Below are 22,609 nucleotides of genomic sequence, written 5' to 3'. Positions count from 1 at the left end.
CGCCCCGGTCCGCGGCGGCGGTGTTTGGCGAAGTTATGGCCGGCCCGATTTGGCTGCCGCCGTTCGGATCGTCGCACGAGAAGGAGCAAGGCATGCCGGCACAACGGATTCTGGCGCGGGCGGCACTGGGGCTCGTCGCTTCGGCCGCGACGGTGGTCTTCGCCACGATCGGCACCGCGTCGGCGAGCGTCGAGGTCACCAAGCTGACCCAGGCGCAGGCGGCCTCGCAGCTGTCCGCGGCCGGGGTGACCCACTCGTCCAGCGGGGGCTGCACGACGCGGTCGAACTCGACCTGCACGTCCTACGAGCAGATCAACCAGAGCACGGTCAGCGGCGTCATCACGCTGAAGCGCGCCAGCGGCTGCGCGATCAACATCACCGGCGGGACCGAGGTCGGCCACGCGTCGGGTACCTACAGCCACTACAACGGCTACAAGGTGGACATCTCGCACAACAGCTGCATCGACGCCTACATCAAGAACAGCTTCGGCTACATCGGCCTGCGCGGCGACGGCTACCCGCAGTGGAAGGCCGGCTCCGGCAACCTCTACTGCGACGAAGGCAACCACTGGGACATCACGTACTACACCTGCGGCTGCTGACGTCCCGGGGCCTGTCCGTTCCGAGGGCGGCGGACAGGCCCCGGTTACCGGCCGCGACGGCCGGGTACCCGCGCGGGTGGAGGTGAGGAGATGACTTCGCACAGCACCCCGGCTCCCCGCCCGCGCACGGCGCTGATCGGCGCGGCGGCGGGCTTCGTCCTGCTTGCCGGGCTCTACCTGGTCCTGGCCCCGTGGATCGCCGGTTTCGGCGGCGCGGGCGTGCTCGCGCTGAGCGACACCCTGGTCGGCCTGGTCCTGATCGCGCTGGCGATCGCCCGCACGGCCACCCGCCGCCTCGCGCTGATCGGCTGGGTGATCCCGGTACTGGGCGCGTGGGCCGCCGTCTCGCCGTGGCTGCTCCGCCACGGCGGTGAGACCCCGCCGTCGACCGGTGCCCTGATCGGCAACGTCGTGGCGGGGGCCGTGGTCGTCGTCGCGGGGATGGCGCTCGCGCGGCGCGTCAGTTCCTGATCAGCAGCCAGTCGCCCGAGTCGCCGGGCCGGTACGGGCTGTCCGCCCGTTTCGCGACCACGCCGGGGAGGCCGTGCTGACGGCTGGCCCCGGCGACGGCCTCGCCCCCTCCGGCGTAGTAGCGCGGCACCTGCCAGTGCCGGTCCTCGACGGCCAGGCCGTCGAGGAGCTCCCGGCGTTTCGTGTACGGCAGGTCCAGGGTCGGCCTGCCGTCGAGGTGCAGGACGTCGGAAGCGAAGTAGAAGACCGGGCAGTGGGCCTTGAGCCGTTTGGCGGCGGCGCCGTCGGCCTTCCGGCGTTCTTCGAGCCCCTCGGGGGACGGCTTGCCGTCCCTGATCACGACGACTTCGCCGTCCAGCAGCACTTCCGTCGATCCGAACTCTTCGCCGAGCTTGTGCAGTTCGGGGTAGCGCCCGGTGACGTCGGCGCCGGTCTCGTCGTGCGCGGTCACGCGGCCGCCGCTGACCAGCAGCATCGTCCGCAGGCCGCCCCAGGCGAACTCGTACGCCCACGCGTCGTCGTCGGCGGGCAGCTCGCCGGGCACCGCCGTCATCGGCTCGAGGAATTCGGGTGCGTCTTCGTGGCCGGGCTCGGCGGGGTCGAGGCGCCGCAGCGTCCAGTCGCGGTCGTCTTCGTCGTGGCGGTTGAGGAACAGGTACTTGCCGCGGGCGCGGCCGCCGTGGAAGACGACCTCGACCTTGTGGTCGTTCCAGTGCAGGGTTTCGTACTTCCCGGTGTCCCACACGGTCATCCGGCCACCGCCGTACTCGCCCGCCGGGATCTCGCCTTCGAAGGTGAGGTACTCCATGGGGTGGTCTTCGGTGTGCACGGCGAGCCGGGAGACGCCAGGGGAGAGCGGCAGGCCCTTGGGGACCGCCCAGGAGACGAGCACGCCGTCGCGCTCCAGCCGGAAGTCCCAGTGCAGGCGAGTGGCGTGGTGTTCCTGGATGACGAAGAGGTCGTCGTCCCCGGGCTCGGGCGGGCCGTCCGGCCAGGGTTCGGGGGTGCGGTCCTTGCCGCGCTTGCCCCGGTATTCCTCGAGTCTGTCGGCCATGGCCGCCCCGGTACCCCTTCCGCCGCAAGAGCTTCCAGGGTACCGGGCGGCGGGCCTCAGTCCGTCTCGGCCATCGCTTCGGCGAACTGGGCCGCGTACAGCCGCGCGTACGCGCCGCCGCTGTGCAGCAGCGTTTCGTGGTCGCCCTGCTCGACGATCTGCCCGTGCTCCATCACCAGGATCACGTCGGCGTCGCGGATCGTGGACAGCCGGTGCGCGATGACGAAGCTCGTCCGGCCGCTGCGCAGCGAGTTCATCGCCCGCTGGATGAGCACCTCGGTGCGGGTGTCCACCGAGCTGGTCGCCTCGTCCAGGATGAGGATCACCGGCTTGGCCAGGAACGCCCGCGCCACCGTGATCAGCTGCTTCTCGCCCGCGCTGACCGTGCCGCCTTCGTCGTCGAGCACCGTGTCGTAGCCGTCCGGCAGCGTGCGGACGAAGCGGTCCACGTACGTCGCCTGAGCCGCCTCCACGATCTCCTCGTGCGTCGGGTTGTCCGCGCCGTAGGCGATGTTCTCCGCGATCGTGCCGCCGAACAGCCACGCGTCCTGCAGCACCATGCCGGTCTGGTCGCGCAGTTCCTCGCGGTTCATCTTCGCGATGTCGACGCCGTCGAGGGTGATGCGGCCGCTGTCCAGCTCGTAGAAGCGCATGAGCAGGTTGACCAGCGTCGTCTTGCCCGCGCCGGTCGGGCCGACGATCGCCACCGTCTGGCCGGGCTCCACGGTCAGCGACAGGCCGTCGATCAGCGGCTTCTCCGGCAGGTAGCGGAAGGAGACGTCCTGGAACTCGACGCGCCCCCGCACCGGCGAAGGCCGCTCCGGCGACGCGGGCTCGGGGGCCTGCTCCTCGGCGTCGAGCAGCGCGAACACCCGCTCGGCCGAGGCGACGCCGGACTGCAGCAGGTTCGCCATGCTCGCGATCTGCGTCACCGGCTGGCTGAACTGGCGCGAGTACTGGATGAACGCCTGCACCTCGCCGAGCGTCAGGCTGCCCGACGCGACGCGCAGCGCGCCGATCACCGCCACCAGCACGTAGCTCAGGTTGCCGATGAACATCATCGCCGGCTGGATCATGCCGGAGATGAACTGCGCCCGGAAGCTCGCCTGGTACAGGGTGTCGTTCTGCTTGTCGAAGATCGCCGCGGCCTCGTCGCGGCGGCCGAACACCTTGACCAGCGAGTGGCCGGTGTACATCTCCTCGACGTGCGCGTTGAGCTTCCCGGTCGTCGACCACTGCTTGATGAAGTTCGGCTGCGCCCGCTTCCCGATCTTCGCCGCCACGACGGCCGACAGCGGCACCGTGAGCAGCGCGATCAGCGCCAGCAGCGGCGAGATCAGGAACATCATGATCAGCACGCCGATCACCGTCAGCAGCGACGACACGATCTGCGACAACGTCTGCTGCAACGACATCGCCAGGTTGTCGATGTCGTTGGTGACGCGGGAAAGCACCTCGCCGCGCGGCTGGCGGTCGAAGTACTTCAGCGGCAGCCGCGAGAACTTTTCCTCGACCTCTTCGCGCAGCCGGTACACCGCCTGCTGCACCAGCGTCGTGGTCAGCCGGGCCTGGATCAGCCCGAAGAACGACGAGATCACGAACAGCGCCAGCACGGTGAGCAGGATCTGCCCGACCTTGTCGAAGTCGATGCCGACGCCCGGCACGAGGTCGACGCGGCTGTAGATGTCGGCGAGGGTGCCGTCGCCGCGGGCCCGCAGCCCGGCGACGATCTGCTCCTTCGTGACGCCCGGCGGCACCTGCTTGCCGAGTACGCCGGCCAGGATGGCGTCGGTGGCCTGGCCGAGGATCTTCGGGCCGATCACGGTGAGCGTGACGCTGGCCGCGCCGAGCACGAGCACGCCGATGAGCGCGGCCCGCTGCGGGCGCAGCAGCCGCAGCAGCCGCTTCAGCGAACCCTTGAAGTCGAGCGCTTTCTCCGGCGGCGCGCCGCCGGCCATCCAGCGGCCGGGCCCGGCCGTCGCGGCACCGGTGTTCCGCTGCCGCTCGGCGGTCGGCCGTTCCCCGGCGTCGGTGACGGCGGCTTTGGGCGATTCGGTCGTGCTCACGCCGCCTCCTGTTCGGTGAGCTGGGACAGCACGATCTCCCGGTAGGTTTCGTTGCCGTCCATGAGTTCGTGGTGGGTGCCGGTGCCGACGACGCGGCCTTCGTCGAGGACGATGATGCGGTCGGCGCCGCGGATCGTGCTGACCCGCTGCGCCACGATGACCACCGTCGCCTCGGCCGTTTCCGACACCAGCGCGCGGCGCAGGGCCGCGTCGGTCGCGTAGTCGAGCGCGGAGAACGAGTCGTCGAACAGGTAGATCTCCGGCTTGTGCACCAGCATCCGCGCGATCGCGATCCGCTGGCGCTGCCCGCCCGAGACGTTCGTGCCGCCCTGGGCGATCGGGGACTCGAGACCGTCGGGCATCGCTTCGACGAAGTCCTTGCCCTGCGCCACTTCCAGCGCGTGCCACAGCTCCTCGTCGGTCGCGTCCGGGTTGCCGTAGCGCAGGTTGCTCGCCACCGTGCCGGCGAACAGGTACGGCTTCTGCGGCACCAGCCCGACCGCGCGGGCGAGCACCGCCGGGTCGAGGTCGCGGACGTCGACGCCGTCCACCTTCACCGTGCCGGCGGTGGCGTCCATCAGGCGCGGGATCAGGTTGAGCAGCGTGGTCTTGCCGGTGCCCGTCGAGCCGATCACCGCGGTGGTCTCACCCGGCCGCCCGATCAGCGAGATGTCGCACAGCACCGGCTTTTCCGCGCCGGGGTAGCGGAACTCGACGCCGGTGAGCTCCAGGTGCCCGTGCACCGCGCCGGGCCGGATCGGCGACACCGGCGGGCGGACGCTCGACTCGGTGTCGAGCACCTCGCTGATCCGCTCGGCGCTGACCTCCGCGCGCGGCACCATCATGAACATGAACGTGGCCATCATGACGGCCATCAGGATCTGCAGCAGGTAGGACAGGAACGCGGTCATCGCGCCGATCTGCATGCTGCCGGAGTCGATCCGCTGGCCGCCGAACCACAGCACCGCGACGCTGGAGGCGTTCATCACCAGCATGACGATCGGGAACATCAGCGCCATCAGCTTGCCCACTCGCAGCGAAACGGTGAGCAGCTGGTCGTTGGCGACGTCGAAGCGCTCCCGCTCGTGCTTGTCGCGCACGAACGCACGGATCACCCGGATGCCCATGATCTGCTCGCGCAGGATCTGGTTGATCCGGTCGATGCGCTCCTGCATCAGCCGGAACGCCGGGCGCATCTTCGTGATGATGGTGCCGACCGCGACCGCCAGCACCGGCACGATGACCAGCAGCAGCGACGACAGCGGCACGTCGAGGTTCAGCGCCAGGATGATCCCGCCGACGCACATGATCGGCGCCGACACCATCAGCGTCAGCGTCATCAGGACGAGCATCTGGATCTGCTGGACGTCGTTGGTGGTGCGGGTGATCAGCGACGGCGTGCCGAACTGGCCGACCTCGCGGGCGGAGAAGTCCTGCACCCGGTGGAAGACGCCGGCGCGGATGTCGCGGCCGATCGCCATCGCGGTGCGGGCGCCGAAGTAGACCGCGCCGATCGAGCCGGCGATCTGCGCGAGCGTGATGACGAGCATCATCGCGCCGACGCGCAGGATGTAGTCCATGTCGCCCTTGATCAACCCGTTGTCGACGATGTCGGCGTTCAGCGTCGGCAGGTAGAGCATCGCGATGGTCTGCACCAGCTGGAGCAGCACGATCACCCACAACGTGCTCCGGTACGGGCGCAGGTGGCTGCGCAGGAGCTTGACTAGCACAACGATTCCCCCAGTGGAGTGGTGGTCGGTTCGGGTTTCGGAGCAGCGGTGCCGCCGGTCAGGGTGGGCATCCCGGCGGAAAGCTCGTCCAGCAGCCGTTCCAGGATCGGCAGGAACGGTTCGCCTTCGGTGGTGAACCAGTTGGTGAAGGCCACCCGGACAGCGCTTTCCACCGAAGCCGCCATCAGCCGGCACAACAGGTGGTCCACACCGCCCACCCGTTTCGCGATCGTTTCGGCCAGGACGCGCTCGACGGCCGCGTGGGCGTTGAGGAACTCGCCGCGCAGCATGAGCCGTCCCATCAGCTCACGGATACGCGCAACATACGCGCGATCGGGTTCCCCTTCACGCGAATATTGCTCGAGCACCGCGTGCTTGACCGAGTCCCAGAGCGGCTCGCCGTCCGGCCGCGCGAGCAGCGCCTCGCGCATCCCCTCGTGCCGGTCGACGACGACCGAGCAGACCGCCTGCTCCTTGCTGGAGAAGTAGTTGTTGAATGTGCGGGGTGACACGCCGACCTCGGTGGCGATGTCCTCGACCTTCACGTTCTCCAGCCCGCGCTCCAGCGTCAGCCGCAGTGCCGCCTGGGCGAGCGCCTTGCGGGCCTCGCGCTTCTTGCGCTCGCGCAGGGTCAGCGGTGGTGGTTCGTCCGGCGGCATGAACGGAGTGTAGCGAAAAACTTGCGTGCCCCGCAAAAAAGTGCGTGGCCCGCAAGTTTGGGACGAATCGGGCACGACCAGGGATTTCGTGGCGAAAGCGGGGGATGGGCTGCGAGATCGGCGGCCATGTGCGCTCCGTTGCCAGGTGCAAGATGCAAAATTGCACCGAATGGCCTAGCCCACTGCGCTCACCAGCAGCGACGGCCCCGAAATCCGGTCACGTCGAGCGATCGCGCGGGGACCGGCTGTGGACATCCGACGAACCTTTCTGCTTGCATGTCCGGCATCGCCGCCCGGGGGTCGGCGCTGCAGTCGTTGCCGAACCTGAGCAAGGAAGAAGTGGGACCACATGGCGAGCCGGGCCCGGGAACTCCTGGATCGATCACGCGTCCTGCTGGACCGCTCGCGGGTCGCCGCCGCGCAGTACCTCACCGCGCCGCCGAAGCACCCCGGGTACGAGCCCGCGCCGGGGCCGGCCATCGCGGAGCTGTCGCGGCCCGAGCTGGAGCCGGCGACGCCGGCCGCGGACGAAGGCGTGCTGGCCGAGATCTGCGCCAGCGTGGCCCTGCGTGACCTCAACCTCTTGGACCAGCTGCTCGCGCGGCTCGAGGAGCTCGAGGCGGGGGAGGAGGACCACCACCGCCTCGCCGAGCTCTACCAGCTCGACCACCTCGCCACTCGGCTGCGGCGCAACGCCGAGAACCTGCGGGTGCTGGCCGGGCAGGACACCGCCGACGACGCCGCCCGCGCGACTTCGGTGCTCGACCTCGTGCGCGCCGCGATGTCCTCGATCGACCACTACGCCCGGATCACCATCGGGCGCGTGGTGCACCTGGGGGTCGTCGGCTTCGCCGCCGAAGACCTGGGCCGGGTGCTCGCGGAGCTGCTCGACAACGCCGCCAACCAGTCTTCGCCCAGCTCGCCGGTGCACGTCAGCGCGCACCTGACCGAGCAGGGCAGCGTGCTCGTCCGGATCGAGGACGAGGGCATCGGCATCCCCGCCGACCGCGTCGACGGCCTCAACCGGCGGCTGGCCGCGGGCGGCGACCTCGACGACGCTTCGGCGCGGCACATGGGCCTCGCCGTGGTCGCCCGCCTCGCCGCTCGCCACGGCGTCGCCGTGCGCCTGGACCGGCGCAGCCCGCACGGCACGGTCGTGACCGTGCTGCTGCCCACCGGCGTCGTCACCGAGCTGGCCGAGAACGCGTGGTCGGGCACTCGGACCGTCACGGCCGAACCGGTCAAGGCCGGCGGCGAACCGGTGGTGACCGGCGGGCTGCCGCGCCGCCGCCCGGGCGCCTTCCCGCGCGAGGAGCCCGCGCCGGTGCCGCGCAAGCCCACCCCCCGGCCCCGGCCGGTCGAGCGGGCCACCGGCGGCACCACGGCCAACGGCCTGCCGCGCCGCGTGCCCGGCAGCATCCGCGGCGCCGCCCCCGAGCCGCCACCGCCGCCCCCGGCCGCGGAACCGGCGGCGAACGGGCACGAGAAGCTGCTCGCCGACCTCGGCGCGTTCGCCGACGGCGAGGCGGCCGCGCACGCCGAAAACCCCGCCCACCAGGACGAAACGCCCGGAGGAACCGCCCCGTGAGCGCCCCCCACCCGGCACCGGCGAACTTCGCCTGGCTGCTCGACGACTTCGTCCGGAAGGTGCACGGGGTCAGCCACGCGCTGATCATGAGCGTCGACGGCTTCCCGCTGACCGCGTCGGACTCGGTCGGCGAAGCGGAGGCCGAGCAGCTCGCCGCGATCGCCAGCGGCCTGCTCTCCCTGGCCGGCAACAGCGCGGCGCTGTTCGGGAAGGGCGCCTGCGAGCAGATCATCATCCGGCTCACCCACGGCTACTTCCTCTTCATGGGCATCGGTTCCGGTGCCGGGCTCGCGGTGCTGACCTCGGGCGAGGCGGACATGAAGGTGGTCGCCTACGAGATGACCCAGTTCATCACCAACGCCGGCCACGCGCTCACCCCCGAGGTGCGCGCCGAACTGCGCCAGGTGCTGACCGCGCGCCGGCCGCGGGTGTGATGGGCGTGCCCGACACGGATGGGAAGACCATGTCCGAGAAGGACACCGCCTTGCCCCGGCGCAGCCGCCGGATCCGGGCGTACGCGCTCACCGGCGGCCGCACCAGCACCCGCCACCAGCTGCTGGTGGAAACGCTGGTCTCGGTCCCGCAGTACGACCCGTCGCTGAGCGACACGCTGATGCCCGAATCGCGCTCGCTCTACGAACGCGCTCGCGTGCGGTCCTCGATCGCCGAGCTGTCGGTGGGGCTGGACCTGCCGCTGGGCGTGGTGCGGGTGCTGATCGGCGACCTCGCTTCCCAGGGCGCGGTGTTCGTCCACCCCACCGCGCACGCCTACCACCACGACACCAACGTCCTCGAGAGGATCCTTGATGGGCTCAAGCGGCTCCCCGCCTGAGGGCGATCTGCTGACGATCTCCGCGAAGATCGTCGTCGCCGGGGGCTTCGGTGTCGGCAAGACCACGTTCGTCGGCGCGGTGTCGGAAGTGCCGCCGATGAGCAACGAAGCCTGGATGACCGAGGCCGGCGAAGGCGTCGACGAGATCCCGCCCGGCGGCAAGTCGACCACGACCGTCGCGATGGACTTCGGCCGCATCACGCTGCGGCCGGACCTGCTGCTGTACCTGTTCGGCACGCCGGGGCAGGCGCGGTTCTGGTTCCTCTGGGACGACCTGAGCCGCGGCGCGCTCGGCGCGGTCGTGCTGGTCGACACCAGCCGGATCGACGAGTCGTTCGCGGCGATCAACTACTTCGAGAACGACTCGGAGCTGCCGTTCGTCGTCGCGGTCAACCAGTTCGAGGGCATGCCGGTGCACGACCTCGAGGAGGTGCGCGACGCGCTCGCGCTCGACCCGAGCGTCCCGCTGGTCACCTGCGACGCCCGTGACCGCGCGTCGGCGATCGCCACCTTGACCGAGCTGGTCAGCCACACGCTGTCGCTCGCCGTGCTGTCCGGGCCGCGTGAGCTGGCCGGCAGCGTTGCCCAGGCCTGAACGAGGAGAGAAGAGCTTCATGCGCAGAGTCCTGATCGTGGGCGCCGGCCAGTCCGGGCTGCAGCTGGCCCTCGGGCTGCTGGCGAAGGACTACGACGTCACGGTGATGTCCGCGCGGACGCCGGAGGAGATCCGGGCCGGGCGGGTGATGTCGACGCAGTGCATGTTCAACGACGCGCTGCAGCACGAACGGGACCTCGGGCTGAACCAGTGGGAGGACGAGACCGTCCGGGTCGAGGGCCTCGGCGTGTCGGTGGCCGCGCCGGACGGCGGCCGCGCGCTGGACTGGTTCGCCGAGCTGGACCACTACGCGCAGTCGGTCGACCAGCGCGTGAAGATGGCGGGCTGGCTGGAGCTGTTCGAGGACCGCGGCGGCAAGCTCGTCATCCACGGCGTGATGACGTCCGAACTGGACGCGCTGGCGCGGCTGTACGACCTGGTGATCATCTCGGCCGGCAAGGGCGAGCTGGTGCAGCTGTTCGACCGCGTGCCCGAGCGGTCGCCGTACACGAAGCCGATGCGCGCGCTCTCGCTGGCGTACGCCCACGGTGTCCGGCCGCGGCCGGAGCACCCGGACAAGCAGGCGGTGCGGTTCAACATCGTGCCCGGCGTCGGCGAGCTGTTCATGATCCCGGCGTACACGCTGAGCGGGAACTGCGACATCCTGTTCTTCGAGGGGATCCCCGGCGGGCCGCTGGACTGCTTCGGCGACCACCCGGCCCCGGCCGAGCACTTCACGCGCCTGCTGGACCTGATGCGGCAGTTCGTGCCGTGGGAGTACGAGCGCTGCCGCGACGCCGAGCTGACCGACGGCAAGGCGGCACTGGCCGGCGGGTACACCCCGGTCGTGCGCAACCCGGTCGGCACCCTGCCGGGTGGCGCGCGGGTGCTGGGCATGGCCGACGTCGTCGTGGCGAACGACCCGATCACCGGGCAGGGCTCGAACAACGCGAGCCACTGCGCGGCGACCTACCTGACCGCGATCCTCGAGCACGGCGACCGGCCGTTCGACGCCGCGTGGATGGATGCCACGTTCGAGCGCTACTGGGAGTACGCCCAGCACGTCACCGAATGGACCAACGCGCTGCTCCTCCCGCCGCCCCCGCACGTGCTCCAGATCCTCGGGGTGGCGGGCCAGAACCCGGCCGTGGCCCGGCGGTTCGCCAACGGGTTCACCGACCCGACCGACTTCCAGCACTGGTTCCTGGACCCCGCGAAGTGGGAGAAGTACCTGGCAGAGGTCTAGATCAGACTGTCGCCGGGGGACGTTTCGGGCTACGGTAATTACCGAGCGTGAAGTCGACCTCGGAGGTACGTGGCATGCGGGCGATGTGGAAGGGCTCGGTGTCGTTCGGGCTGGTCAGCATCCCGATCCAGCTGTACGCGGCCACCGAGAACAAGAACGTCTCGCTCCGCCAGGTGCACGAGGCCGACGGCGGCCGCATCCAGTACAAGCGGTTCTGCACGATCGACGGCGCCGAGGTCCCGTACCCGGAGATCGCCAAGGGCTACGAGCTGCCCGACGGTGAGATGGTCGTCATCACCGACGCCGAGATGGCCGACCTGCCGCTGCCCACGCAGCGCACGATCGACGTGCTGGAGTTCGTGCCGCTGGAGTCGATCGACCCGATCCAGTACGACCGGACGTACTACCTGGAGCCGCAGAAGAACGCGGTGAAGCCGTACATCGTGCTGCGGGACGCGCTGCACAAGTCGAGCCAGGTGGCCATCGCGAAGGTCGCCGTGCGGCAGCGGGAGAGCATGGCGGTGCTGCGGGTGCACGCCGACGTGCTGGTGATGACGACGATGCTGTGGCCGGACGAGGTCCGCGAACCCGACTTCCCGTTCCTGCGCGACGACCCGCCGCAGATCCGCCCGCAGGAGCTGTCCATGGCGGGCTCGCTGATCGACTCGCTGGCCGAGCCGGTGTTCGAGCCGGAGAAGTACCACGACCACTACCGCGAGGCCCTCGAGGAGATGATCGAGGCCAAGGTCGCGGGGGAGGAGACGACCAAGCCCGCGGCGGTCACCGCCAAGGCCGACGTCGTCGACCTGATGGCGGCGCTGCAGGCCAGCGTCGACGCGGCGAAGAAGTCGCGTGAGTCCGTTTCGGACACGTCCACTTCGGAGGCGTCCGATGAGGACGCGAAGCCGGCGCCGAAGAAGAAGTCGGCACCGAGGAAACGGGCCCCCAAGTCCGCCTGAGCACCCCGGACGGGTGGTCGCGGCCGACACGCCGCCGCGGTCGCGCGCCCGGCCGCCTCGCGGTGGTACCCAGGAAGTGTGCGGAAGTCGTTGCCGCGCCGAGCTTCCTGAGCCTCCCGCCAGGATCCGCGAAGGCCTTCCCGCCGGGTGCCGCGCACCTGCCGGGGAGGCCTTCGCGGCGTGGGGACGGTGCCCCTGCGGTCACACGATCGTGTATGCAGCTGTGTACACCGGCTTGGCGATGTGCTAACACTAACGGGGTCCTTCGGCTCTCCCTCCCCCTCGGAGCCGGAGGACCCTTAAATTTCCCGCTTTCCCCGCCCGAAGCGGTGCGGAACGGCCGAACGGCCCGGCGCGACAGCATCGCTGCTGACGTGCCGGGCCGTTCGCCGGTCGTGGATCAGTACCAGTGCGCACGCCCACCGATCCGGCGGCCGGTGCCGCCGAGGATGGCCAACGCCACGCCGGCCACCGCGAGAATGATGCCGATGGTGTAAAGCACCGGGATTCCCACGATGAACCCGATGATCAGAAGAATTACACCGAGAACGATCACTTTGACACACACTCCTTCGCATGGGACCCATCCGGCGTGCCGGCCGGCGGATGCGCTGTCACGGGGAGAATGGCCACTTTCGCGGTGCGGCAAACTGCGTCAAATGGAGCAATCTCGGGTCAGTACCGATAGTGATCGAGCTTGTACGGACCTTCGACGTCGACCCCGATGTACTCGGCCTGCTCCTTCGTGAGCTTGGTGAGCCGCACGCCGAGCGCGTCGAGGTGCAGGCGGGCGACCTTCTCGTCGAGGTGCTTCGGCAGCCGGTGGACGTCGATGGCGTACTCGCCGGGCTTGGCGAACAGCTCGATCTGCGCGATCGCCTGGTTGGTGAACGAGTTCGACATCACGAACGACGGGTGGCCGGTCGCGTTGCCGAGGTTCATCAGGCGGCCTTCGGAGAGCACGATGATCGAGTGGCCGTCCGCGAACGCCCACTCGTGCACCTGCGGCTTGATCTCCTTCTTGACGATGCCCGGCAGTTTCGCCAGCCCGGCCATGTCGATCTCGTTGTCGAAGTGCCCGACGTTGGCGACGATCGCGTTGTGCTTCATGCGGCTCATCTGGTCCGCGGAGATGATGCCGAAGTTGCCGGTGGTGGTGATGAAGATGTCCCCGGTCGCGACCACGTCGTCGAGCTCGACGACGTCGAGGCCGTCCATCGACGCCTGCAGCGCGCAGATCGGGTCGATCTCGGTGACCGCGACGCGGGCACCCTGGCCGCGCAGCGCCTCGACCGCACCCTTGCCGACGTCGCCGTAGCCGCAGACGACGACGCGCTTGCCGCCGATCATCACGTCGGTGGCCCGGTTCAGGCCGTCCACAAGGGAGTGCCGGATGCCGTACTTGTTGTCGAACTTGGACTTCGTCACGGAGTCGTTGACGTTCATCGCGGGGAAGAGCAGCTCGCCGTCCTTGGCGAGCTTGTAGAGCCGCTTGACGCCGTTGGTCGTCTCCTCGGTGACGCCGCGGATCTCCTTGGCCATCCGGGTGAAGCGCTCGCCGTCGGCGGCCAGGCTCGCGCGGAGGGTCTCGAGGACGATCCGGTACTCCTCCGGGTCCTCTTCGGACGGTTGCGGGACGGCGCCCGCGGCTTCGAACTCGACGCCCTTGTGCACGAGCAGGGTGGCGTCGCCGCCGTCGTCGAGGATCATGTTGGGGGTTTTCCCACCGGCGAAGGCGAAGAGCTGCTCGGTGCACCACCAGTACTCTTCGAGCGTCTCGCCCTTCCAGGCGAACACCGGGGTGCCCGCCGGGGCGTCGACCGTGCCCTCGGGGCCGACGACGACCGCCGCGGCGGCCTCGTCCTGGGTGGAGAAGATGTTGCAGGAGACCCAGCGCACCTCGGCGCCGAGCGCGACCAGGGTCTCGATCAGCACAGCGGTCTGCACGGTCATGTGCAGCGACCCGGCGATGCGCGCGCCCTTGAGCGGCTGCGCGGCGGCGTACTCGCGGCGGATCGCCATCAGGCCCGGCATCTCGTGCTCGGCCAGCCGCAGCTGGGTGCGGCCGGCGTCGGCCAGGGAAAGGTCGGCGACGGCGAAGTCGAGACCGTTGCGGCGTGCGAGTTTGTCACTCATTCCTCGAGCTCTTTCCTGAGGCTGGTTGCGGAAGCGCTCGGGAGGAACTGGCGGGACACCACGAAAAAAGGCACCTCCCTCGCGGGAGGCGCCCTTGGATGCGTGTCGCGGGCCGAGCGTGGCGGAAGAATTTCCGTCGCAGCGCCTCTCGGCCCGGATCCAGGATGGCAAAGCCGCCGGGAAGCTGTCAAGCGAGCGAACGGGCCATCAGGACGTCGTCGACGTCGGTCCCGCCGACGCGGAATTCCCCGCGCAGCACGCCTTCCACGGTGAACCCGCACCGCTCGTAGACCCGGCGGGCGGCGGCGTTGTGACCCAGCACGCGCAGCGTCAGCTTGCGGGCGCCGCGCCGGCGCGCTTCGGCCACGGCCGCGTCCACCAGCCGGCCCGCGATGCCGAGGCCCTGGCGGTCCGGGTCGACGGCGAGGCCGCCGAGGACCAGCACGTGCCGGTGGGCCGGGATGCCGAAGCCTTCGTCGAGCCGGACGTACCCGGCGACGACGTCGTCGTGCTCGGCGACGAGGACGTTCTCCGTGCGCAAGCCGCCGTCGAAGAACGGCGTGCCGGGCGGCGGCGGGGGAGCGGGGGACACGGCGGGGCCCCACGTGCGCTCGTCGATCTTCGCGAGCGCGGCTTCGTCCCCGGCGCGGGCCGGCCGGACGGCGATCGTCACGACAGCTCCTTCCACGCCTCTTCGACGATCCCGGCGAGTTCGCGGGGATCGCGGTTGCCCTCGGCGCTGAGGCACCGCACGGTGACGGTCAGATCCGGGCCGCTGCGCTGGCAGCTCAGCACGGAGGACCGGTCGGGGTCCGGTGGCGAGCCCGCCGGCTCGGGGTCGTGGTGGACCAGGCACTGCACGGCACCGGTGCGCACGAGCTCGGTGCCCGGCGCGGCCAGGTCCAGCGCCTCGGCGTCCTCGTACGGCGCCACCAGCTCCGGCGAGGCCGCGCGCACCGCGATCAGCTGGAACGAGCGCTCCAGCCCGGCGTCCTGGTACTGCTGCACGACCGCGCCCGCGCCGCCGTAGGCCGCCGACGTCCGGGCGGCCGTCTCCCGGTCGGCCTTGTCGACGCGGGCGACCTGGCCCTTGCTCTCTTCCACGCCGAACTTCGCGAGCGCGTCCTGGGCGCGGGCGAGCCCGCCCAGGGTGGCCGGCGCGGTCAGCGCGCCTCCGCTGGGCCCGCCGAGCAGGCTCAGCGCCAGCCACGGCACGCCGACCAGCACCGCGCCCACGATGACGCCGACGAGGCCCGCGAAGACGGGGTGGGTGCGCGGCGGCGCGGGCGCGGCGGGGAGCTCTGCGGTCACGCGAGCATCGTGGCGGAACCGGGCAAGGGGTGTGAAGGGAATTTTCCGGTCAGCGCGTCAGAGCAGGTGCGCGCGCCGCCAAACGCCCTCCGACCGGCCGCCGATCAGCCCCGCGTCGCGCAGGAACGGCACGATCTTCTCCGCCATCCAGCGGCGCGTCTCGTGGAAGTGCGGGTTGGCGAGCGCCGCGGCCCGGCCGGCGCGGGGGTCGATCCCGACGCTGCGGTAGACCCGCGGGTCGACCATGCTGTCGATGACGCCGAACGCGACCAGCGCGGTCCGCAGCCGGTGCCGCTGCAGCGCCGCTTTCGACAGCTTCGGCGTCTCCCGCAGCACCTCTTCCTTGGCGAACCGGACGTGCCGGGCCTCCTCGACGACGTGGATGCGGTTGACCGAGCGGATCAGCGGCTGGATGCCGTCGTCGTCCATCATCGAGCGCTGCAGCCGGTCGGTGGTCTCCTCGGCGACCAGCACGCTGGCGAACATCGACGGCCCGGCGGCGGTCGCGCCGAACACCTTGGCGGCGCGGTGCACGACCTTCGGGACGCCGTAGCGCGGGACGCCGAGCCGCTCGGCGGTGCGGGCGAACATCACCGAGTGCCGCGTCTCGTCACCGATCTCGGTCATCGCGTACTGCGCGTGCTCGGTGCGCGCGTCGAGGTCGAAGACGTACCGGGCGAGCAGCTGCATGAGGACGATCTCGAACCACAGGCCGACGCTCATGATGCTGGCGATCTCGTGCTTGGACAGCTCGATCCGCTGCTCCGGCGTGAGGTCCGCCCAGAGCGCGGTGCCGTAGAGGGAGACGCGCTCCAGGGGCATGTAGGCCTTGCCCTCGGCGAGCGGCGCGGCCCAGTCGATGTCGACGTACGGGTCGTAGGAGTTCTTCGCGGAGCTCTTGAGCAGGCGAGCCGCGGTGACGTCCCGGTCCTGGGCCTCGACGCCCATGGCGGCCTCCGGAAAAGTAGGGGGTACGCGCTGTACTAGTTACTTCGGCGAGCGTACACCGGCTCGCCGGACTTGAGTAGGCTTCCCGGGTGACCAAGGTCGACGGACGGGCGGCGCGCTGGGCGGGCCAGCAGGAGCGGCGGCGCGCCGAATTCGTCGACGCGGCGCTGGCGGCCATCGCCGAGCACGGCCCGGAGGTCTCGACCGAGCAGATCGCCGAGCGCGCCGGCGTGGCCCGCACCCGGCTGTACCGCCACTTCGCCGACGCGGCCGACCTCCAGCGCGCGATCGCCGAACGCGCGGCCGAACTGGTGACGGCCGAGCTCGCGCCGCTGTGGCACCCCTCGGGTTCGCCGCACGAGATGATCACGGCGGTGATTTCGACGCACCTGCGCTGGCTGACCGAGCACGAGTCCCTGCACCGCTACCTGACCCGCGCGGTCCCGGCCACGCCGGACGTCCGCGGCACGATCGCCCGCCACCTCAGCGGCCTGTTCTCGGGCTACCTGACGGCGTTCGGCCTCGACCCGGCCCCGGCGGACACGATCGCGTTCGGCCTGGTCGGCTACGTCGAGTCGGCGACCACCCGCTGGCTCGACCACCCGGGCGCGCTGAGCCTGCCCCAGCTGACGGACCAGCTGACGGGCACGATCTGGGCGATGCTGGACCACACGCTGAAGGCGGGCGGGGTGGACCTCGACCCGGACCGGCCGCTGCCGCTGCCCGGCGAGCTCTAGAGGTCGTGAGTGGTAAGTCGGGTTCTAACCCGACTTACCACTCACGAGGTTTCCTCGCGGGTGAACTCGGCGCGCACGCCCAGCAGCCGCACCGCGCGGGTCAGCTCGAACATCCCCAGCACCTCGCGCGCCGCCCGGTCGATCTCCGCGGCGTCCGACGTCGGCTCCGGCAGGGTGATGCTGTGCGTGTGGGTCAGGAACGGCACGAACCGGACCTTGACCGCCACCCGCGCCGCCGGGCGGGCTTCGTCCAGGACGTCCTGGGCGACCCGCTTCGCCAGCGCCGACACCTCCGCCGCCATCTCCGCCGGGTCGGTGAGGTCGCGCTGGAACGTCGTCTCGCGGCTGCGGGAGCGGGCCACGTACGGGGTCGCGCTGACGTCGGCGTCGCTGATGCCGCCGCCGAGCAGCCGCAGCCACGGTCCCGTCTTCGGGCCGAACCGGGCGGCCAGCGCCGCCGCGTCCGCGCCCGCCAGGTCGAGCACCGTGTGGATGCCCAGTTCGGCCAGCTTCTTCGCGGTCTTGCCGCCGATGCCCCACAGCGCGTCGGTCGGGCGTCCGGCCATCACCGCCCACCAGTTCTCCTGCGTCAGCCGGTAGATCCCGCCCGGCTTGCCGAACCCGGTGGCGAGCTTGGCCCGCAGCTTGTTGTCGCCGATCCCGACCGCGCACGACAGCCCCGTCTCGCGGGCCACGGCGTCCTTGAGGCCGGCCGCGAGCGCCTCCGGGTCGCCGGTTTCCGCACCCAGGAACGCCTCGTCCCAGCCCAGCACCTGCACGACGACCGGGAACTCCCGCAGCACCGCCATCACGCGCGCGGACACCTCGAGGTAGGCGTCCGGGTCACTGGGCAGGAAGACGGCGTCCGGGCAGCGCTTGGCGGCGAGCCGCAGCGGCATGCCGGACTGGACGCCGAACTCGCGGGCCTCGTACGAGGCGGTCGCGACCACGGCCCGTTCGGTGGGATCGCCGTTGCCCCCGACGACGACGGGCTTGCCCGCGAGCTCCGGGTGGCGGGCGATCTCGACCGCGGCGATGAACTGGTCGAGGTCGACGTGCAGGACCCACTTCACGGGGCCCAGTCTCGCCTCAGATCCGGTGCCGCGCCACGTGGGTCCAGACGGTGCCGGTGAGCGCGAGGATCCCGCACAGCGTGACCCCGGGGTCGGGCAGGACCAGCCCCACGACCAGCAGGGCCACGGCGACGACGTCGAAGACGATCAGGACGGTGCTGCGGAGCGCGCGCGATCGGGGGCGCTTGCCCTCGCGCAGGGCGGTGGCGAGGTCGGGGTCGCTGACCTCGAGACTGCGCTCGATCTTCTCGAGCTCGGTGCGATCGTGGTGACTGAGCATCGGGGTACTCCTTCGGCGCCGAACCCGCCGTGTCGCCAGAGCGAATACCCCATCGTCCTCCGAACGAACCGCCGAACGTCTTCTGATTTCGTGCTTTTTGCTGCTCCGACCGGGTGATCCCGGCCCGGTAACGGCCGATGAGCACGTTAAGTTGCCCTGTGAACGTGGCCGGTGACGGCCCGGGTGACGGATGGGGGCCGTTGCGTCCTCTTCGTGCGCCTGAACCTTCAAGCAGCTGGAGGACCTCGATGACCCTGCCCACCGAACCGATCGGCAGCATCCCGCGCCCCGACTACCTCGTCGAAGGCCTCGGCGAGTTCGCCGCGGGCCGGATCGACGCCGCCGCGCTCGCCGAGCTGGAGAGCCGCGCGCTGGCCGACACGATCAGCCGGTTCGAAGAGACCGGGTCCCCGGTGCTGACCGACGGCGAGCAGGGCAAGCCGAGCTTCGCGACGTACCCGCTGGCCGGGCTGACCGCGCTGGCCCCGGACGGCGTCGTCATCCCGTTCGCCGACGGGCACACCCGCCAGCTGCCGCGGCTGACGGCGGGCCCGTTCCGCTACGCGACCCACGCGGACGAGTACCTGACCCGGGCGAAGGCGCTGACGGGCAAGCCGGTCAAGCAGGCGGTGATCGCGGCGTCCGCGATCTCGCTGATCTACCCGGCCGACGGCATCGACGGGTACTCGCAGGAGCAGTTCGTCGCCGACCTGGTGGACGCGGCCGAAGCGGACATCCGGCGCAGCCTCGACGCGGGCGCGGACAGCGTCCAGATCGACTTCACCGAGGGCCGCCTGTCGCTGAAGCTGGACCCGTCCGGCGGCCTGCTGCGCCAGTTCGTCGACCTGAACAACGCGGTCCTCGACCGGTTCACCGCGGAGGAACGCGCGAAGATCGGCGTCCACACCTGCCCCGGTGGTGACCAGGACTCGGTGCACAGCCTCGACGTCGACTACGCGGGCCTGCTGCCGGCGCTGTTCGACCTCAAGGCCGGGCGCTTCTTCGTCCAGCTGGCCAGCGAACCCGACCCGGACCGCGCGCTCGCGATCATCGCCGACAACCTGAAGGCGGACCAGCGGGTCTTCGTCGGCGTCGTCGACCCGATCGACCCGCGCGTGGAAACCCCGGAAGAGGTCTGCGACCGCGTGCTGCGGGCGGCCCGGCACGTGCCGGTGGAGCGGCTGGGGACGTGCGACGACTGCGGGTTCTCCCCGTTCGCGGACGACACGTCGACCTCGCGCGACATCGCCTTCGCGAAGATCAAGGCCCGGGTGGAAGGCACCCGCCTGGCCGCCGAGAAGCTCGGCTGAGCCGCGGCGTGAGCCCGGGGGTGCCGCTCCGGGCTCACGCCGTCCCGGCCGCGACTTTCAGGCCGAGCGCGACGAGCAGGCTGCCCAGGACCGCGTCGAGCCCTCGCCGGACCCGGCCGCTGCGGAAGACCTTCTTGAGCGCCCCGACGACCACGGCGAGGGTGACGAACCACAGCACGGTCCCGGCGGTGGCGATGGCGGCGAGCTCGAGGGTCTGCAGGGTGGAGCCGTCGGCGGGGAGGAACTGGGGGAGCAGCGCGAGGAAGTAGACGGCCACCTTCGGGTTGAGCAGGTTGGTGAAGAGCCCTTGCCGGAACGCGGCGGCGGCTTTGAGCGGGTCCTTGTGCTCGTCTTCGCCGAGGTCCCGGTAGTCCCCGCGGCGGACGGCCAGCCAGGCCTTGACGCCGAGGAAGACGAGGTAGGCGGCCCCGACCAGTTTGACGACGGTGAAGGCGACCGCGGACGCGGTCAGCACGGCGGCCACCCCGAGCGCGATCGCGACCACCCAGGCGAAGACCCCGAGCGCGATCCCCAGCCCGGCGGCGATCCCGGCCCGCCGCCCCCCGGTGAGGGCCGAGCGGGTGACGACGACGAAGTCGGGGCCGGGGGACATCGCGCCGAGGACGACGACGAGGAGGAAGGAGGCCGCGGTGGCAGCGGGGATCATGGGGCGAGCTTACGACCGCCGCGCCAGCGGTTTTCCCGGGTGGCGAACCTCTCAGGTTCGAATTTGAACTTCGTGTAGGGTCGATCTTGTGGCTGATTCCAGGGGCGACGACGTGACCGCCGAGGTGCGGACCCGGGTGCGGATTCCGCTGCGGCTGCACGGCGGGCTCGAGGTCGACGCCGAAGCCGTCACCTTCCGGGGGCTCGAAGACGGCGGGGAACACCTCGCCCTCGTGCTCGGCACCCCCGGGGACGTTCCCCTCGTCCGGCCGCACTCCGAATGCCTCACCGGGGACGTCTTCGGGTCCGCGCGCTGCGACTGCGGGCCGCAGCTGGCCGAAGCCGTGCAGCGGATCTCCGAAACCGGCGGGTACCTGCTCTACCTGCGGCAGGAAGGCCGGGGGATCGGGCTCTACAACAAGCTCGACGCCTACGCCCTCCAGGACGGCGGCCTCGACACCTACGCCGCCAACGCCGCGCTCGGGCTGCCGGAAGACGCGCGGGACTACGCCGTCGCCGCGCAGATGCTCAAGGCGCTCGGGGCCGATGAGGTCGATCTGCTCTCCAACAACCCCGACAAGGCCGCTCAGCTGCGGGCGGCCGGGATCGCGGTGCGGGACCAGGTGCCCACCGGGGTGTTCGCGACCGAGAACAACGTCCGGTACCTGCGGGCCAAGGCCGAGCAGACCGGGCACACCCTGAGCCTGCCCGGGATCGCCAGCTGATACTGGCCGGCTTCACTGATACGGCTTCCCGGGCAACGCTCATCGCCACCCGGTCGAGTGATGAACAGGCGTGCGAACGCCGATAATCTTGTTGTGTGGACAGCGAAGCGGTGTGGCAAGCGGACGCGGAGGCCTTGGCCGACCGTCTCCGTGCGCTGCTCACCGTCGTGCGGTCTGCCGAGGCCGAAATCGGCGCGCTGCTCGTGGAAATCGAATCCCGTGGCGTCATGGAGCTGTTCGGCTACCGCTCCACTGCCCGGCTGCTGGAACACCTCGCGGACATTCCCCACACCGCCGCCCGGCGCACGGTCACCCGAGCCTACGCCCTCAACGCCACTCACAGCCTCGACGGGACTCCTGCGCTCGCCCCCGCCACCGGCGTTGCCGCCCTGACGGGGTCGCTGAGCACCTCGATGATCGACACCATCATCGAGGCCGTGTCCCGGATCCCCGCCGAGCACCGCGACACCGCCGAACAGGATCTGCTGGCTTTCGCCGCCGACGCGGGCCACCGCCAAGTCGCCGCTCTCGGTGCGCGGATCGTCGCCCACCTCGACCCTGACGGCGCCGCGCCGGTCGAGACGGAACCCGCTACTCCCACCCGGGAGCTCTCGTTGCGCCGCAAACGCACCGGGGTCTGGGAGCTGTCCGGCCGGTTCGACGACGAGACCGGTACCCGCGCCGGTGCCCTGCTCGATGCGTTGGCCGAACGCCGCACCGCTGACGACGGTGGCGATTTCCGTTCCCCGCAGGAACGCTACGGCGACGCCTTCTCCGACGCGGTGGACCTGGCGTTGAACTCCCCGGAGCTACCGGCCCAGGCCGGGGAACGCGCCCACGTGATGGTCGCGGTCTCCCTCGCCGACCTCAAATCCGGCCTGGGCCACGCGACCCTGGGTGACACCGGCCTGATCTCGGCGTTCGAGGCTCGGATCCATGCCTGCGATTGCAAGCTGATCCCGGCCGTCCTGGGTACGAACAGCGAACCGCTGGACTTGGGCCGAGCGCGCCGCCTGATCTCACCTGGTCTGCGTCGGGCCTTGTTTTTGCGTGACCGTGGCTGCGCGTTCCCGGGCTGTCACCGCCCGCCGCGGCATTGCCAGGGCCACCACATTCGCCATTGGGTCGACGGTGGTCCCACGGATCTGGCCAACCTGGTCCTGTTGTGCGCGCATCACCATCGACTGATCCACCGTTCCGGCTGGCAGGTCCGCGTGGCGTCCGATGGTCACCCGGAATTCGTGCCCCCGCGATTCCTGGACAAGCGTCGAAAACCCAGGCGCAACAATCTGCACCAGCCGCTGCCGTTCGCGGCTTGATGGGATCGGCCCGTAGTCACCAGGCTCCGGGCCTGCATCCCTATGTCGACCTGCCCCGCTCCCCATCGGATAACCCGTCCTCAGAACCTGAACACCGGAGACCTCGTGGACACCCTGGTGGTGGCGGGGCAGTTCGACCTGACCGACGCTCAGTGGGCCGTTCTGGGGCCGTTGCTGCCCGAGCCGAAGCGGCCTGGGCGACCGTCGATGTGGAGCAGACGGCAGCTGATCGACGCGATCCGGCGGTGACAGCCCGCAGTTCATCCCCGTCCCGGCTACACGCGGTGGAGTGCGGCATCAAC

25 protein-coding genes and 1 riboswitch are annotated in these 22,609 nt (G+C 70.6%); of the genes, 13 read left to right on the top strand and 12 right to left on the bottom strand.

The window, feature by feature from the left end; translation table 11 throughout:
* Nucleotides 1–92 precede the first annotated feature (92 nt).
* Nucleotides 93–602: a hypothetical protein gene (locus SD460_RS28060; RefSeq protein WP_318306955.1), complete on the top strand. Its 510-nt coding sequence runs from the start codon at nt 93–95 to the stop codon at nt 600–602.
* Between the two features lie 90 nt (nt 603–692).
* The gene (locus SD460_RS28055; protein ID WP_318306954.1) at nt 693–1,073 is read left to right on the top strand and encodes an SPW repeat protein; all 381 of its coding nucleotides are present in this window, start codon (nt 693–695) and stop codon (nt 1,071–1,073) included.
* Here the strand turns inward: SD460_RS28055 and SD460_RS28050 are convergent.
* The 4 genes from SD460_RS28050 to SD460_RS28035 are packed head-to-tail and all read right to left on the bottom strand — an operon-like array spanning nt 1,063 to nt 6,582.
* The gene (locus SD460_RS28050) at nt 1,063–2,127 is read right to left on the bottom strand and encodes a DNA polymerase ligase N-terminal domain-containing protein (RefSeq protein ID WP_318306953.1); all 1,065 of its coding nucleotides are present in this window, start codon (nt 2,125–2,127) and stop codon (nt 1,063–1,065) included. The genes SD460_RS28055 and SD460_RS28050 overlap by 11 nt on opposite strands.
* Nucleotides 2,128–2,183: 56 nt before the next feature.
* The gene (locus SD460_RS28045) at nt 2,184–4,193 is read right to left on the bottom strand and encodes an ABC transporter ATP-binding protein (RefSeq protein ID WP_318306952.1); all 2,010 of its coding nucleotides are present in this window, start codon (nt 4,191–4,193) and stop codon (nt 2,184–2,186) included.
* Nucleotides 4,190–5,923, bottom strand: coding sequence for an ABC transporter ATP-binding protein (locus SD460_RS28040; RefSeq protein ID WP_290062879.1), 1,734 nt, complete (start codon nt 5,921–5,923; stop codon nt 4,190–4,192). The genes SD460_RS28045 and SD460_RS28040 overlap by 4 nt, the downstream gene beginning before the upstream one ends.
* On the bottom strand, nt 5,917–6,582 hold the full coding sequence (locus tag SD460_RS28035) for a TetR/AcrR family transcriptional regulator (protein ID WP_290062880.1): 666 nt from the start codon (nt 6,580–6,582) through the stop codon (nt 5,917–5,919). Before SD460_RS28035 ends, SD460_RS28040 begins: the two co-directional genes overlap by 7 nt.
* Before the next feature lie 349 nt (nt 6,583–6,931).
* Between SD460_RS28035 and SD460_RS28030 the strand changes: the two genes are divergently transcribed.
* The 6 genes from SD460_RS28030 to ku all read left to right on the top strand — a co-directional run bounded on the left by SD460_RS28030 (nt 6,932) and on the right by ku (nt 11,802).
* Nucleotides 6,932–8,170, top strand: coding sequence for a sensor histidine kinase (locus SD460_RS28030; RefSeq protein WP_318306951.1), 1,239 nt, complete (start codon nt 6,932–6,934; stop codon nt 8,168–8,170).
* Nucleotides 8,167–8,604: a roadblock/LC7 domain-containing protein gene (locus tag SD460_RS28025; RefSeq protein ID WP_125315245.1), complete on the top strand. Its 438-nt coding sequence runs from the start codon at nt 8,167–8,169 to the stop codon at nt 8,602–8,604. The genes SD460_RS28030 and SD460_RS28025 overlap by 4 nt, the downstream gene beginning before the upstream one ends.
* A 29-nt stretch (nt 8,605–8,633) precedes the next feature.
* Nucleotides 8,634–9,002 (top strand): DUF742 domain-containing protein, encoded by a 369-nt coding sequence (locus tag SD460_RS28020; RefSeq protein ID WP_290060010.1) that lies wholly within the window; start codon nt 8,634–8,636, stop codon nt 9,000–9,002.
* Nucleotides 8,977–9,597, top strand: coding sequence for a GTP-binding protein (locus SD460_RS28015; protein WP_290060008.1), 621 nt, complete (start codon nt 8,977–8,979; stop codon nt 9,595–9,597). The genes SD460_RS28020 and SD460_RS28015 overlap by 26 nt, the downstream gene beginning before the upstream one ends.
* Before the next feature lie 19 nt (nt 9,598–9,616).
* Complete coding sequence (locus SD460_RS28010; RefSeq protein ID WP_318306950.1) at nt 9,617–10,843, top strand: styrene monooxygenase/indole monooxygenase family protein; 1,227 nt, start codon at nt 9,617–9,619, stop codon at nt 10,841–10,843.
* 74 nt (nt 10,844–10,917) lie between these two features.
* A complete protein-coding gene (gene ku / locus SD460_RS28005) occupies nt 10,918–11,802 on the top strand; it encodes a non-homologous end joining protein Ku (protein ID WP_290060006.1) in 885 nt (294 codons plus the stop codon).
* 400 nt (nt 11,803–12,202) lie between these two features.
* Here the strand turns inward: ku and SD460_RS28000 are convergent, their stop codons facing one another.
* From SD460_RS28000 to SD460_RS27980, 5 genes are all read right to left on the bottom strand, one after another.
* A complete protein-coding gene (locus SD460_RS28000) occupies nt 12,203–12,358 on the bottom strand; it encodes a hypothetical protein (protein ID WP_086678182.1) in 156 nt (51 codons plus the stop codon).
* A gap of 119 nt (nt 12,359–12,477) precedes the next feature.
* On the bottom strand, nt 12,478–13,938 hold the full coding sequence (gene ahcY / locus SD460_RS27995; protein WP_290060005.1) for an adenosylhomocysteinase: 1,461 nt from the start codon (nt 13,936–13,938) through the stop codon (nt 12,478–12,480).
* Between the two features lie 79 nt (nt 13,939–14,017).
* A riboswitch (S-adenosyl-L-homocysteine riboswitch) is annotated at nt 14,018–14,094 on the bottom strand.
* A gap of 31 nt (nt 14,095–14,125) precedes the next feature.
* Nucleotides 14,126–14,611 carry a GNAT family N-acetyltransferase gene (locus tag SD460_RS27990; protein WP_290060003.1) on the bottom strand — a complete coding sequence of 162 codons (486 nt, stop codon included), beginning with the start codon at nt 14,609–14,611 and terminating at the stop codon, nt 14,126–14,128.
* Nucleotides 14,608–15,249 (bottom strand): hypothetical protein, encoded by a 642-nt coding sequence (locus tag SD460_RS27985; protein WP_290060002.1) that lies wholly within the window; start codon nt 15,247–15,249, stop codon nt 14,608–14,610. Before SD460_RS27985 ends, SD460_RS27990 begins: the two co-directional genes overlap by 4 nt.
* A gap of 57 nt (nt 15,250–15,306) precedes the next feature.
* Complete coding sequence (locus SD460_RS27980) at nt 15,307–16,197, bottom strand: AurF N-oxygenase family protein (protein WP_290060000.1); 891 nt, start codon at nt 16,195–16,197, stop codon at nt 15,307–15,309.
* An 89-nt stretch (nt 16,198–16,286) separates the two neighbouring features.
* On the opposite strand from SD460_RS27980, the gene SD460_RS27975 reads away from it, so the two are divergent.
* Nucleotides 16,287–16,934 (top strand): TetR/AcrR family transcriptional regulator, encoded by a 648-nt coding sequence (locus tag SD460_RS27975; protein ID WP_290059999.1) that lies wholly within the window; start codon nt 16,287–16,289, stop codon nt 16,932–16,934.
* 41 nt (nt 16,935–16,975) lie between these two features.
* Here SD460_RS27975 and SD460_RS27970 read toward each other — a convergent pair whose 3' ends face one another.
* The gene (locus SD460_RS27970) at nt 16,976–18,007 is read right to left on the bottom strand and encodes a DNA polymerase IV (RefSeq protein ID WP_318306949.1); all 1,032 of its coding nucleotides are present in this window, start codon (nt 18,005–18,007) and stop codon (nt 16,976–16,978) included.
* Between the two features lie 16 nt (nt 18,008–18,023).
* Complete coding sequence (locus tag SD460_RS27965; RefSeq protein WP_290059996.1) at nt 18,024–18,287, bottom strand: DUF3040 domain-containing protein; 264 nt, start codon at nt 18,285–18,287, stop codon at nt 18,024–18,026.
* A gap of 248 nt (nt 18,288–18,535) precedes the next feature.
* Between SD460_RS27965 and SD460_RS27960 the strand changes: the two genes are divergently transcribed.
* Complete coding sequence (locus SD460_RS27960; protein WP_290059994.1) at nt 18,536–19,597, top strand: cobalamin-independent methionine synthase II family protein; 1,062 nt, start codon at nt 18,536–18,538, stop codon at nt 19,595–19,597.
* A 34-nt stretch (nt 19,598–19,631) separates the two neighbouring features.
* Here the strand turns inward: SD460_RS27960 and SD460_RS27955 are convergent, their stop codons facing one another.
* A complete protein-coding gene (locus tag SD460_RS27955) occupies nt 19,632–20,264 on the bottom strand; it encodes a LysE family translocator (protein WP_290059991.1) in 633 nt (210 codons plus the stop codon).
* A gap of 112 nt (nt 20,265–20,376) precedes the next feature.
* Here SD460_RS27955 and SD460_RS27950 point away from each other — a divergent pair, with 112 nt between their 5' ends.
* The 3 genes from SD460_RS27950 (at nt 20,377) to SD460_RS27940 (ending at nt 22,556) form a co-directional block, all read left to right on the top strand.
* The gene (locus SD460_RS27950) at nt 20,377–20,988 is read left to right on the top strand and encodes a GTP cyclohydrolase II (RefSeq protein ID WP_290060009.1); all 612 of its coding nucleotides are present in this window, start codon (nt 20,377–20,379) and stop codon (nt 20,986–20,988) included.
* Nucleotides 20,989–21,083: 95 nt separating this feature from the next.
* On the top strand, nt 21,084–22,307 hold the full coding sequence (locus tag SD460_RS27945; protein WP_290059990.1) for an HNH endonuclease signature motif containing protein: 1,224 nt from the start codon (nt 21,084–21,086) through the stop codon (nt 22,305–22,307).
* A gap of 105 nt (nt 22,308–22,412) precedes the next feature.
* Nucleotides 22,413–22,556 (top strand): transposase, encoded by a 144-nt coding sequence (locus SD460_RS27940; protein ID WP_290059989.1) that lies wholly within the window; start codon nt 22,413–22,415, stop codon nt 22,554–22,556.
* The last annotated feature ends 53 nt before the right edge of the window (nt 22,557–22,609 follow it).

Source organism: Amycolatopsis solani (assembly GCF_033441515.1).
GTDB lineage: Bacteria > Actinomycetota > Actinomycetes > Mycobacteriales > Pseudonocardiaceae > Amycolatopsis > Amycolatopsis solani.
The sequence above is the reverse complement of the archived record's forward strand: the minus strand, read 5'-3'. Positions and strand labels throughout refer to the sequence as shown.